This window comes from Glacieibacterium arshaanense (genome assembly GCF_004681125.1).
Lineage (GTDB): Bacteria > Pseudomonadota > Alphaproteobacteria > Sphingomonadales > Sphingomonadaceae > Polymorphobacter_A > Polymorphobacter_A arshaanense.
In genome coordinates this window covers 458,202-469,510 of sequence record NZ_SIHO01000001.1, presented here as the reverse complement: position 1 = coordinate 469,510, position 11,309 = coordinate 458,202, and the positions used below count along the sequence as shown (strand labels likewise).

The following is an 11,309-nucleotide window of genomic DNA, read 5'->3' as shown; positions in this document are numbered from 1 at the left end:
GATGCCTATGCCGCAACGCGCCCCATTTGTGCAGTTCAAGGTCGTCCACCATATCCCTGAAACCGGACATGTGAGTACAAGCTTGCCGTGGTGGCACACTGCGATTTGGTCGCGTATGTCGCGCGCGAGCCGCTATTCCGGGGTGAACGCCACGGGCATGCGGATGATGGCGTTGAACCATATCGAGCGCAGCCATTCGGGCTCGCCCGCCAGCGCATAATCAGGTAGGCGAGTGACGACCTGCTGCAACAGCGCCTTCAATTGCATGCGGGCGAGACGGGCCCCGACACAGATATGCGGGCCGGCGCCAAAGGCGAGGTGGCGCTTGGCATTGGCGCGGGTGATCTCAAAGCGGTGCGGATCCGCGAACACCGCCGGATCGCGGTTGGCGGCGGCGTATGAGAGGTAGATCTTGTCGCCTTTTCGCACCTGCTGATCGCCGATCATCGTGTCGGCAACGGCATGGCGGACAAAATTTGTCGTCGTCGATGTAAAGCGCAGCACTTCATCGATAGCATTGTCGATGTGCGCATCAAAGTCGCTGCGCAGCAGGGCATATTGCTCGGGGTGGCGGCTCATCAAATAGAGAAAATGTGCCGCGGTCGAACGCGTCGTTTCATGCCCGGCCATGGCGAACACCAGCACGAACTGGTTGATCATCATCGGGTCCAGATTGAGCGTCTTGTCGTTGACCATGACGCTGAGCAGCCGGCCATCGGGGTTGCGGCGCTTTTCCTCGGCCATCTGCTGGGCGAGGCCGAACAGGCCGATCATCGGATCCATCGAAATGTTGGCGCGGCTTTCGACATCGGCCATTTCATTGCCATAGGCTGCCACTTGGTCACGATACTGCGGTGGGATGCCCATCAGCTCGCAAAAGGTGTGGACCGGCAGGACCGCGGCGACGTCGAAGACGAATTCGCAACTGCCACGAGGGGCGACCCGGTCGACGATCTCGGCCGCCAGCTTGTCGATCTCCGGTGACAGTTCGGCCAGCGCGCGCGGCATGAATGGCGGCATGATCACCTTCTTCACCGCGCTGTGCGCTTCCGGCTGCATCACCATGAAATTGGCGCGCTGACGTTCGAGCTCGGCACCTTCAACATCCCACAGGACGATACCGTCATGCGAGGTGAACAGCGCCTGGTTCATGGAGACGTCGAAGACATCGTGATAGCGGGTCAGCACCCAGAATCCCTTCACGCCCGATGAATTGGGCATGCCGCCGGTGTATGCGGGGTTGGGCGGATTCCAGTGTACCGGATCGCTGGCGCGCCAGGCATCGAACAGGTGGTGCGGTGGGCCCTTGGCCTGCGGAAAGATATCCGGGTCGAGCAGGTTGGTTTCGATGGCATAGGCGGTCATGGCGCGGCACTCCCCAAAATTAAGAACGCTGCAGCGCGTCCTGTTCTTTCCACCAGTCACCCGCCAGCGCGACGCGGCGCACCGCTTCGCTGTCGGTGGGCTGGTGGCCGACATCATGCGCAGGCGCCGGAATGTCGGCGACGCGGTTGGTCAGCCGGCCGAGACCAGTGACTTCGACTTCGACGACATCGCCGGGCTGCATCGGTCGCGAGTTGGCGGGCGTGCCCGTCAACACGATATCGCCGGGCAGCAGCGTGATGTGGCGGCACAGGTCGGCGAGCTGATAGTCGATGCCGAAGGTCATGTTGGCGACCGCGTCTTCCTGCACGACCTTGCCGTTGAGGATGGTACGCAGCGTCGACTTGCGGACATCGACGCCGCGGACGATGCCGGGGCCGACGGGGCAGAACCCGTCCATACCTTTGACGCGCAGCATGCCGCCGGCGTCGGTATCGCGGAAGTCCTGGCTACCGACGTCATTGGCGGGCGCGAAGCCGGCGATATAGTGCCATGTGTCTTCGGGTGCGACATTCTTCATCGGCCGGCCGATGATCGCGGCGATCTCGCCTTCATAGTTGAGATACTGCGTGTTCGCCGGCCGGTTGAGCATGCCGCGGTGCGCGTTGAGCGCTGTCGTCGGCTTCTGGAAATAGGTCGGCGTCACCAGTTCGGGGGCGCGGAATTCGACGCGCCGCGAATCGTAGTTGAGGTGAATGCAGATGATCTTCGTCGGGTCGCACGGCGGCAGATAGACCGCCGCCGCCTCGGCGACGCGCCGCCCGTCCATCAGGCGCAATTCGTCGCCGTCGACCGTCACCCACTCGGGGCGGCCTTCGAACAGGATGCGGCGCTGCTCGAAGCGTTCACCTTCCAAAACATGCATGGTCGTTTTCCTTACTTGCGCGGTGTCAGCGGGAACGAGGCGAAGCGCGTCGTCGTGAAGAATTCGCGGCTGAGGTTGCCGCCTTCGCGGCCGACGCCGCTGTTCTTCATGCCGCCGAACGGCTGGCGCAAATCGCGGTCGAAGCCCGAGTTTATCCAGATCATCCCGGTCTGCATTCGGTGGCTCATGTAGTGTGCTGTGTCCTGCGACCGCGTCCAGACATAGCCCGCCAGCCCGAAGGACGAGTTATTGGCGATTCGGAGCGCGTCATCGGCATCGTCGAACGGCAGGATGGTCGCGACGGGGCCGAAAATCTCCTCCTGACAGACACGGGCGTCGGGGCTGACATCGACGATGGCGGTGGGTTCGACGAAATAGCCGGTGTCGAGCCCCGCCGGACGGCCGCCGCCAAACAGGATGCGGCCTTCCTGCCGCGCCAGATCGAGGTAGCCGGTGACGCGGTCATACTGGCCCTTCGACACCAGCGGCCCGAGCCGTGTGCCATGGTCGGACGGGTCGCCGGCCTTCCACATCGACGCCGCCTTGGCGAATCCTTCGAGGAAGGCGTCGTAAATCGAGCGCTGCACGAGGATGCGCGAGCCGGCGACGCAGGCCTGGCCGCTGTTCATGAAAATGCCCATCGCGGCGCCGGGAATCGCCTTCGCCAGATCGGCGTCGGCGAAGATGATATTCGCCGACTTGCCGCCGAGTTCGAACGAGGTGCGCTTGAGCTGCGGCGCGGCACGCGCGGCAATGTCGCGCGCCGTACCGGGCGAGCCGGTGAACGACACGCCGATGACGTCCTTGTGCTCGACCAGCGCGACGCCGGCTTCTTTGCCGAGGCCCTGGACGACATTGTAGACGCCGTCGGGCATGCCGGCCTCGGCGAAGATTTCGCAGAGGATCTTGATCGACAGCGGCGACAGTTCGGACGGCTTGTGGACCGCCGAGTTACCATAGGCGAGGCACGGCGCCATCTTCCATGTCGACAGCATGATCGGCGCGTTCCACGGCGTGATCAGACCGAACACCCCGGCGGCATCGCTCATCGTGTAGGTCAGCAGGCTGTCGTCGCGGTTGAAGGCATGGTCGCCGGCCTGTTCCTGCTCCTCGGCAAAGAAGCGCAGGTTCCAGGCCGAGCGCGACATGATCGGGTGCGGGCCGGGGTGTGCCGGGCCGACAGGGCCGCCCATTTCGAGCGTCTGCAGCCGGATGATTTCGGCCGAGCGTGCCTCGATCAGGTCGGCAGCCTTGAACAACACCTTGCGGCGGAACGACGCCGGGGCGCGCGACCAGGCACCATCGTCGAACGCCGCCTTGGCGGCCGCGACGGCGTTGGCGACATCGGCGGCGTCACCGCGCGCGACCTGCGTGGTCACGGTTTCGGTGTACGGATTGACCGCGTCGAACGTCGCGCCCGAAGCGGCGGGGGTGAACTTGCCGTCGATGAAATGTGCCTGCGGCGGCAGCTTGGTCGCGCCGCTCATGCGGGCCTCCCGGCGGTGAATTCATGGCCATAGGTGTCGCCGACATAATATTCGGACTGGTGACTGGCGGGACGGCCGCCCCAGCCGATTTCGACCTGAAACCCCGACGGCGAGATGCAGTAGAACGAGAACATCTGGTCATTGGCGTGCTTGCCGGGGAGGATGGCGATTTCGTAGCCGGCGTCGCGGAGCAGGGCGAAGGCCAGGAACACGTCATCGAGTTCGCTGACTTCGAACATGATGTGGTTGACGCGGCGCTGCGACGGCAAGCCGAACGCGAGGCTGTGATCGCGCTGGTTGCAGTGCATGAACAGGATTTCGACGGTGAATTCGGGCGTGACCGGCACCTTGTATTCGATGCTGCCGCGCATCCCGAGCAACGTGTAAAAGGCATGCATTTCGCCGAGGTCGCCGTGGCGCAGCATCATGTGGCCCAGCCCGCCGTTGCCGGTGACGAACTTTCCGAACATGCCGCGGCCGGGATAAAAGGGCCGGTGCGTATCGACGCGCGGGCCATGGAAGATTTCGAGCGGATTGCCGGCCGGATCGCTGAGCGACAACATCTCCAGCACGCAGCGCCTGCCGGCGGTTTCGGCATCGGCAACTTCAAAGGCGACGCCCGCGGCGCGCAGCGTGTCCTGCAGCGCGCGGAACTCGCCCGGACCGGCCACGCGCAGGCCGGCGGCGAGGATATCATCGCTGGCATCGCGTTCGAGGATCAGCCGGTGGTGCCACGCATCGGCACGCAGATAGACGACATCGTCGGTCGAGTCGGCACCGACCTCCAGCCCGACCAGCCGCCCGGCAAAATCGCGCCACTTGGCAAGGTCGGAGACCCCGAGGCGCACATAGCCCAATTCCGTTACGCCGCTCATTTGTCACCTCCCCGGGTGGTTACTGGATTTTTGATTTGGCGGCGCGCGCCGGCGCCAACCCCGCGAGTACCAGCGTGAAATCCGCGGTCAGCGCGCGTTCGAACTGCGCGCGGTCGAGGTAACCGTTGAGCAGGCCGTTGAGGTGCAGGAAATACACCGCGAACAGCGTGCGCGCCGCCACCGTCAGCGGGCGGCTGGCAGCCACTTCGCCGGTGGCTTTCGCTGCATCGATGAGCTTCGCCAGATGGCCCGTCAGCCGCCGCATCAGTTGCGACACCAGGGCGCGCTGGTCAGTGCTTTCGACATAGCTCAGCTGCCGCATCAGCGCGCGTGCGAGCGGCAGGTCGCGTTCGTGATAATCGGCAATTTCGTTGAAGAAGGCGATCGCCTGATCGCGCAGCCGCGGCTGCTGCAAGGCGCGTTTGCGGGCGCGTTCGACCACGTCGAGCATCTCGTCGTGGAACACCAGAATCAGCAGGTCGTCCTTGGTCCGCGCATAGGTGAAGATCGTGCCCGCCGCGACGCCGGCGGCATCGGCGATTTCCTGCGTGGTGGTCGCAGCAAAGCCTTTGTGCGCGAACAGGGCACGCGCTGCCGCGGTAATCCGCGCACGCTTATCGTGCTTGTTCTGCTCTCTGCGGCTTAGTGCTGCGACGGCCACCGGCCGACCTCTCCTGTTCGTTGTTTTCTGTGCCCAAAGCTAACTCAGGCGTTACCGGAGTCAATAGAAAAATGAGTAAGCTCATTATTTTTGCTTGAAGCCTTCCGGCGAATTGTGCCATCTCCTCCCACGGCAAGACGACGCCGGGCCAATGGCCAAAAAATGACCAGGCTCAAACGGGGAGATGCGCATGAAGGCAATCCAGGTCAGGGAACAACTGGCGCGCGGACAGACCGTGCTCAACGGCTGGTCGGTGATTCCCGGCGGCTTTCTGGCGGAGGTCATGGCCTCACTGGGCTGGGATGGGCTCACCATCGACATGCAGCACGGTATGATCGGCTATCCCGACATGCTGGCGATGCTGCAGGCAATTTCGACAACGCCGCTGACGCCGCTGGTGCGACTCGCCGCCAATGATGCGACGCTGGTCGGCCAGGCGCTCGACGCCGGCGCGATGGGGGTGATCTGCCCGCTGGTCAACACCGCCGACGATGCCGCGCGCTTTGTCGCGGCGTGCCGCTATCCGCCGCTCGGCATCCGCAGCTCGGGGGCGACGCGTGCGATGATTTACGCCGGGTTCGACTACGGCATGGTGGCCGAAGCGCAGTTGCTCAAGTTCGCGATGATTGAAACGCGCGACGCGCTGGACAATCTCGCGGCAATCGCCGCGACGCCTGGGCTCGACGGGCTATATGTCGGGCCATCCGACCTGTCGCTGGCGCTCGGTGGCAGCCAGGGCTTTGACAAGGACGAACCGCACATGCTCGACGCCTACCGCGCGATTGTCGCGGCGTGCGCGGCGAACGGCCTGACCGCAGGCATCCACACTGCCAGCCCGGCGTTCGCGGCGCGAATGGCAGAGCTCGGCTTCCGCTTCATCACGCTGGTTGGCGATTTCAACTTCATCATGGCCGGGCGCAACGTGGTGCAACAGGCGCGAACGCTGCTCGGTGCCGCGAAAGGACAGTCATGACCATTTCCCCGCAAGACATCGCGACGCTGGCGCGCGACCTCCACGAAGCCGAACGCAGCAAGGTCCGCATCCCGCAGATCGCACCGCGCTTCCCCGGCATGACGATGGCCAATGGCTATGCCATCCAGACCGCGTGGCTCGACATCAAGCGCGGCGAGGGACGGCGCACCATCGGCTACAAGATCGGGCTGACGTCGCGCGCCATGCAGGCCAATTCGTCGATCGACGAACCTGACTACGGCAGTCTGCTCGACGACATGCTGTTCGCCGAAAGCTCGGATGTGCCCGTCGCACGCTTCATCAAGCCGCTGATCGAAGTCGAGCTGGCGTTCATGCTGGCGCGGCCGCTCAAGGGGCCGGGGGTGACGTTGTTCGACGTGCTCGCGGCGACCGACTATGTCACCCCGGCGCTCGAAATCATCGACCTGCGCGTCGATCCGGTCGACCCAAAGACCGGCAAGCCGATGAAGGCACTCGACACGATTTCGGACAATGCCGCGTGCGGCGGCGTCGTGCTCGGCGGCCGCCCGGTCAAGCCCGATGCGGTCGACCTGCGCTGGGTCGGCGCCATGCTATACCGCAACGGCGTCATCGAGGAGACCGGGCTGGCCGCGGGCGTGCTCAACCACCCCGCTACCGGCATCGCCTGGCTCGCCAACAAGCTCGCGCCGTTCGACATCAGCCTCAACTCCGGCGATATACTGCTGTGCGGGTCGTTCACGCGGCCGGTGTTCGCCAACGCCGGCGATGTGTTCCACGCGGATTACGGCGCGCTCGGCGGCATCGGGCTGCGGTTCGTCTGAGGTGGCCGGCGCGCGCATCTGGAAACGCGACAACCTCGATCCCGCGGTCCTGACGGCGGGCGAGGCGCATTCGCTGGCGGCACATCTCGGCATCGAAATCGTCGAGGTCGGCGATGATTTCGTCCGCGCCCGCATGCCCGTCGACGACCGCACCGTGCAGCCGCACCGCCGCCTGCATGGCGGCGCGTCGGTGGCGCTTGCCGAAACCGTCGGGTCGCTCGCCGCGAACCTAACACTCGACCCCGCAACGCATATCGGCGTCGGGCTGGAGATCAACGCCAACCACGTTCGCCCGGTCAAATCCGGCCATGTACATGCCACCGCGACTGCCGACGCATTGGGCCGCACCACCCAGATCTGGAGCATCCGCATCACCGATGACGAAGACCGACTGGTCTGCCTGTCGCGGCTGACCATCGCGGTGATTCCGGTGGCGCGCGCATGACGGGGGTGGCGCTGACCGGCACGCCGATGCTGCAGTTCGAGCTGGCGGTCGGCGCACCCGTCGACGCCGGCACCCTGCACGGAATGCAGCGGCGCTATATCCCGATCCTCGGCGGCAGCGTGCGCGGCAATCATGACGGCGTTGTGCTGCCCGGCGGTGCCGACTGGCAGGACATCGCACCCGACGGCAGCCTCGAGATCAGCGCACGCTATGTCCTCGACCTCGGCGGCGGCCATGTCGAGGTCGATTCGCGCGGGCTGCGCGCCGGGCCGGCCGAAGTGCTGGCACGGCTGGCGCGCGGCGAGGCGGTTGACCCGGCCGACTATTATTTCCGCACCGCGATGCGCTTCCGCACCGCCGCGCCCGCGCTGGCCTATCTCAACCGGCTGCTCGCGGTGACGACCGGCGAACGCCGCGCCGACCGCGTCCACCTCGATATTTTCATGATCGCCTGACATGGACCGTGACCTCGATATTGCCATCACCGGCGCCGGCATCGTCGGACTGACCGCGGCGCTCAGCCTGCACGCCGCGGGGTTTCGGCCGACGGTGTACGAGGCGGTGGCGCAGCCTGCACCGCTCGGCGTCGGCATCAACCTGCTGCCGCATGCGGTGCGTGAACTTGCTGACCTCGGCCTGATCGACGAGCTGCTGAATATCGGCGTCGCGATCACCGACCTGCATTACCTGACAGCCGACGGCCAGCCGGTGTGGCACGAACCGCGCGGGCTGGCGGCGGGCTATCACTGGCCGCAAATCGCCATCCATCGCGGCGAATTGCAGATGTTCCTGCTCGCCAAGGTACGTGAACGTTTGGGCGTCGATGCGGTGCGGCTCGGCCAGGAACTCGTCGCCATCGAACGCGACGTGGGCCGCGTGCAGGTGCGTTTCGCCGACCGCGCCAACGGCGCCGTCACCAGCGTCGAAGCCGACCTGCTCATCGGCGCCGACGGCATCCACTCGGCGGTACGGCGTCACTATTACCCCAATGAAGGCGCGCCGCGCTGGAACGGCATCACGCTTTGGCGTTCAACGTCGCCGGTCGTCGCGCCGCTGGGCGGCAGGGCGATGATCTGGGCCGGCTGGTCGGCGCAGAAATTCGTCGCCTATCCGATCGGCAAAGGCCGGCTCAACTGGATCTGCGACCTCAAGCGCGACGCAGATGGCGCGCCGCCACCGCGCGACTGGAACCGGCCGGGCGACCGCGCCGACTTCCTGCCGCCGTTCGCGGACTGGCGCTGGCCCGGCATCGACGTGCCCGCCATCGTCGCGGCATCGGGGCCGATCTATGAATTCCCGATGGTCGACCGCGATCCGCTGCCGCGCTGGACGTTCGGCCGCGTGACGCTGATGGGCGATGCCGCGCACCCGATGTATCCGATCGGCTCGAACGGCGCGACGCAGGGCATCATCGATGCGCGGGTGATGGCGTTCCACCTCGCCGCCTGCGAGACGGTTGAAGACGCGCTGGTTCAATACGAAGCCGACCGCCGCGAAGCAACGGCGCGGATCGTGCTGATGAACCGCGCGCAAGGTCCCGACCGCGTCCTCGACCTGGCGGCCGAACGCCTGCGCTCTCCCGGCACAGACCTCGCGACGGTGCTACCAATGACAGAGCGCGCTGAAATCGCCGCCGGCTACAAAGCGACTGCTGGGTTTGACCCGGCGATCCTGAATGCGCGGAGCAGCCTGAATCCAGGCTGATGGTTTTTGCCAGCTGAGCAACTTAGCGACCCGTCCGCAGGAGTTGCACTCAGATCGTTGCGAGACGACCTCTCGATCGGCAGCTATGCGTGTCGATAATCCCGAAAGCTGCCATACCGCTAACGGCCCCACTTCGGTCAAAAATGCGTCTAGCTGGCAACGCGCCCCATTCGAGACATTCGATTCCGTTCGAGAGCATCGCGACAGCGGACACCACATGCTTCTGCAGGAGATTGTGGCCCAGGGTCATGCTTTCGGTAGCCGACCTGTGTTTTGGAGCTCTTCGAGCCGTCAGGGGATTGTTCGAGTTACAACCCACTTATGCTTGCCGATGAGCCGCGACCGCTCAAATCCAAGGCGCTCGAACGTCGATAGCGAACCGTTGAACAGAAAGGCCGGCGCGGCCTTTCGCCCTTCGGTGTCTTCGGGATAGCCCTCGATGCGGCCACCGCCGAGTGCTTTGATCTGCCCAATCGCACCCTGCAACGCAGCTTCGGCGACGCCCTTGCCACGGTAGCCCTTACCGGAGAAGAAGCAAGTGATGCGCCAGTCGGGAAGCGCAGGATTGGTCGCGAAATAGGCGCGCTCGTTATGGATGCAGGGAAGCTCTGCGGGCGCCCCGAACTGGCACCAGCCGACGCAGGTGTCGCCATCGAAGACCAACGCGGCATGCGCACGACCTTCACGAACGAGCTGCTCCTTCGCCGCACGCTTCTGTTCGGGCGTCTCTCCAGCGTCTTTGCGATGATACCACATGCACCAGCACCCACCCCAGACGCCGTTGTTCGCTTCGACCAGGCGTGCGAAGTCCGGCCAGGTGGCCGCATCGAGTGGCTTGATTTCATACGCAGTCATTGATCACCAACACGACGGTTCATCGCCCATCACCGGTGTCACTTTAACCCGCGGGTTGGAGCACTGCGGAGTCGAAAATCACCTGCTCCTCGATCGCCATCCCGTTGGCGAGGCGAAAGCGATCGACGCCAAGCCAGCTGCGGCGCTGGCCATCGATCAATGCCGACGATTCCCAAGAGATATACAAGCGATCGCCATTGCCCGCGCAGTCGAGCGGTGTGACCTTCATATCGACCATCGTATCGAGCATGCCTTGCATGACGTCGACATAGTCGGCCCCGGTGAATGTCCCGGCACCCGTGAAGTGGATCGTGGCGTCTGGCGCGATCAGCTCTGCGACGCGCGGGCCGGTGGGCGCCGCCCAGAAGGATTTGAAGCGCTCATAGAAATCCTGGTGCTCTGGGGTAAGCGATACTGCAGACCTGTCGTTCATGGCGCACTCCATTGCCGAAATTGAGGGGGCTTGACCTTGTACCGCCAAAATTATGTGCGCAGCGCACATAATGTCAAGTTGTAAAATGTGCGCGCCGCACATACTCTCTCAATCATGATTGATCGTACTGCCAATTTGCTCGGCGTTGTCGGGCTTGCCGTCGCTGATCGTATCGAGGCGGCTGCGCGGGAAATCCTCAGCCACGCCGGCGAAACACCCGCGGCAGTGGTCGTCATTGGCTATGGCCTGGGTCCATCGAATGACCAACTGCGGCGCATCCTTGGGCTGTCCCACCCGGGTTCAGTGCGCCTTGTGGACCGGCTTGTGGCCGACAGCTTGGTCGAGCGCCGCCAAGGACGCGACAAGCGGGCAGTGGCGCTTTACCTTACCGAACGGGGCCACACCCTTCGCGAAGAACTGCTACTGGGACGACTTGCCGCCATTCGACCGCTTTTGGAACCGCTGACGGGTACCGAGCATGAAGCCTTGGCCGCACTTCTGCACAAGCTGCTCGCATCGATGGAGACCACCGACCTCGATCGCTGCAACCTCTGTCGCCTATGCGATGACCGCGTTTGCACCGACTGCCCGATTCCGGCCGATTTCCGCGGCTAGCGACGCCTGGCAGGAAGAAATTGAAGGCCGTGGGCCGTAACGAAGCGATTTTCCGGAAGGAATGAAGCGCTCGTTAGCCGCCAGCCCGGTTTGGCAAATACCTATGGCAGCTATCCCAGCACGATCGACCGAAACCGGACAGGCAGTAGCCGGCCCCAAAGTCGCCTGCTGAAGACGCACCTATTCGTTCCCACGTTATCTCCCGCGGGC

The 11,309-nt window shown here is 64.5% G+C and carries 13 protein-coding genes; 6 read left to right on the top strand and 7 right to left on the bottom strand.

Annotation, left to right across the window (positions count from 1 at the left end; all coding sequences use genetic code 11):
* Positions 1 to 132: 132 nt before the first annotated feature.
* From EUV02_RS02195 to EUV02_RS02175, 5 genes are read right to left on the bottom strand one after another with little or no spacing between them, the layout of a single operon-like run.
* A complete protein-coding gene (locus tag EUV02_RS02195; protein WP_135244581.1) occupies positions 133 to 1,482 on the bottom strand; it encodes a cytochrome P450 in 1,350 nt (449 codons plus the stop codon).
* On the bottom strand, positions 1,385 to 2,248 hold the full coding sequence (locus EUV02_RS02190) for a fumarylacetoacetate hydrolase family protein (RefSeq protein ID WP_135244580.1): 864 nt from the start codon (positions 2,246 to 2,248) through the stop codon (positions 1,385 to 1,387). Before EUV02_RS02190 ends, EUV02_RS02195 begins: the two co-directional genes overlap by 98 nt.
* 11 nt (positions 2,249 to 2,259) lie before the next feature.
* Positions 2,260 to 3,735: an aldehyde dehydrogenase gene (locus tag EUV02_RS02185; RefSeq protein WP_135244579.1), complete on the bottom strand. Its 1,476-nt coding sequence runs from the start codon at positions 3,733 to 3,735 to the stop codon at positions 2,260 to 2,262.
* The gene (locus EUV02_RS02180) at positions 3,732 to 4,610 is read right to left on the bottom strand and encodes a VOC family protein (protein ID WP_135244578.1); all 879 of its coding nucleotides are present in this window, start codon (positions 4,608 to 4,610) and stop codon (positions 3,732 to 3,734) included. The genes EUV02_RS02185 and EUV02_RS02180 overlap by 4 nt, the downstream gene beginning before the upstream one ends.
* 19 nt (positions 4,611 to 4,629) lie before the next feature.
* Positions 4,630 to 5,271 carry a TetR/AcrR family transcriptional regulator gene (locus EUV02_RS02175; protein WP_135244577.1) on the bottom strand — a complete coding sequence of 214 codons (642 nt, stop codon included), beginning with the start codon at positions 5,269 to 5,271 and terminating at the stop codon, positions 4,630 to 4,632.
* Between the two features lie 190 nt (positions 5,272 to 5,461).
* On the opposite strand from EUV02_RS02175, the gene EUV02_RS02170 reads away from it, so the two are divergent.
* Genes EUV02_RS02170 through EUV02_RS02150 form a run of 5 tightly spaced genes read left to right on the top strand, consistent with a single transcriptional unit; the run spans position 5,462 to position 9,196 of the window.
* Entirely contained in the window at positions 5,462 to 6,244 is a 783-nt protein-coding gene (locus tag EUV02_RS02170) for an HpcH/HpaI aldolase family protein (RefSeq protein WP_166430462.1), read from the top strand.
* Positions 6,241 to 7,047, top strand: a complete 807-nt coding sequence (gene hpaH, locus EUV02_RS02165) for a 2-oxo-hept-4-ene-1,7-dioate hydratase (RefSeq protein ID WP_135244575.1) — start codon at positions 6,241 to 6,243, stop codon at positions 7,045 to 7,047. Before EUV02_RS02170 ends, hpaH begins: the two co-directional genes overlap by 4 nt.
* A 1-nt stretch (position 7,048) precedes the next feature.
* The gene (locus EUV02_RS02160; protein ID WP_243445735.1) at positions 7,049 to 7,492 is read left to right on the top strand and encodes a hotdog fold thioesterase; all 444 of its coding nucleotides are present in this window, start codon (positions 7,049 to 7,051) and stop codon (positions 7,490 to 7,492) included.
* The gene (locus tag EUV02_RS02155) at positions 7,489 to 7,947 is read left to right on the top strand and encodes a DUF3237 family protein (protein WP_135244573.1); all 459 of its coding nucleotides are present in this window, start codon (positions 7,489 to 7,491) and stop codon (positions 7,945 to 7,947) included. The genes EUV02_RS02160 and EUV02_RS02155 overlap by 4 nt, the downstream gene beginning before the upstream one ends.
* Position 7,948: 1 nt before the next feature.
* Positions 7,949 to 9,196, top strand: a complete 1,248-nt coding sequence (locus EUV02_RS02150) for a flavin-dependent oxidoreductase (RefSeq protein ID WP_135244572.1) — start codon at positions 7,949 to 7,951, stop codon at positions 9,194 to 9,196.
* A gap of 291 nt (positions 9,197 to 9,487) precedes the next feature.
* Here EUV02_RS02150 and EUV02_RS02145 read toward each other — a convergent pair whose 3' ends face one another.
* Both EUV02_RS02145 and EUV02_RS02140 read right to left on the bottom strand, forming a co-directional pair.
* On the bottom strand, positions 9,488 to 10,051 hold the full coding sequence (locus EUV02_RS02145; RefSeq protein ID WP_135244571.1) for a GNAT family N-acetyltransferase: 564 nt from the start codon (positions 10,049 to 10,051) through the stop codon (positions 9,488 to 9,490).
* Between the two features lie 43 nt (positions 10,052 to 10,094).
* Positions 10,095 to 10,484 carry a nuclear transport factor 2 family protein gene (locus tag EUV02_RS02140; RefSeq protein WP_166430461.1) on the bottom strand — a complete coding sequence of 130 codons (390 nt, stop codon included), beginning with the start codon at positions 10,482 to 10,484 and terminating at the stop codon, positions 10,095 to 10,097.
* A 114-nt stretch (positions 10,485 to 10,598) separates the two neighbouring features.
* On the opposite strand from EUV02_RS02140, the gene EUV02_RS02135 reads away from it, so the two are divergent.
* Positions 10,599 to 11,099 carry a MarR family winged helix-turn-helix transcriptional regulator gene (locus EUV02_RS02135; RefSeq protein WP_135244569.1) on the top strand — a complete coding sequence of 167 codons (501 nt, stop codon included), beginning with the start codon at positions 10,599 to 10,601 and terminating at the stop codon, positions 11,097 to 11,099.
* The last annotated feature ends 210 nt before the right edge of the window (positions 11,100 to 11,309 follow it).

Coding starts and splice junctions, on each gene's coding strand:
- EUV02_RS02170 (WP_166430462.1), top strand. CDS start 5,462: ATGAAGGCAATCCAGGTCAGGGAACAACTGGCGCGCGGACAGACCGTG.
- EUV02_RS02145 (WP_135244571.1), bottom strand. CDS start 10,051: ATGACTGCGTATGAAATCAAGCCACTCGATGCGGCCACCTGGCCGGAC.
- EUV02_RS02135 (WP_135244569.1), top strand. CDS start 10,599: ATGATTGATCGTACTGCCAATTTGCTCGGCGTTGTCGGGCTTGCCGTC.
- EUV02_RS02195 (WP_135244581.1), bottom strand. CDS start 1,482: ATGATGTCGGCCACCAGCCCACCGACAGCGAAGCGGTGCGCCGCGTCG.
- EUV02_RS02190 (WP_135244580.1), bottom strand. CDS start 2,248: ATGCATGTTTTGGAAGGTGAACGCTTCGAGCAGCGCCGCATCCTGTTC.
- EUV02_RS02180 (WP_135244578.1), bottom strand. CDS start 4,610: ATGAGCGGCGTAACGGAATTGGGCTATGTGCGCCTCGGGGTCTCCGAC.
- hpaH (WP_135244575.1), top strand. CDS start 6,241: ATGACCATTTCCCCGCAAGACATCGCGACGCTGGCGCGCGACCTCCAC.
- EUV02_RS02185 (WP_135244579.1), bottom strand. CDS start 3,735: ATGAGCGGCGCGACCAAGCTGCCGCCGCAGGCACATTTCATCGACGGC.
- EUV02_RS02150 (WP_135244572.1), top strand. CDS start 7,949: ATGGACCGTGACCTCGATATTGCCATCACCGGCGCCGGCATCGTCGGA.
- EUV02_RS02155 (WP_135244573.1), top strand. CDS start 7,489: ATGACGGGGGTGGCGCTGACCGGCACGCCGATGCTGCAGTTCGAGCTG.
- EUV02_RS02140 (WP_166430461.1), bottom strand. CDS start 10,484: ATGAACGACAGGTCTGCAGTATCGCTTACCCCAGAGCACCAGGATTTC.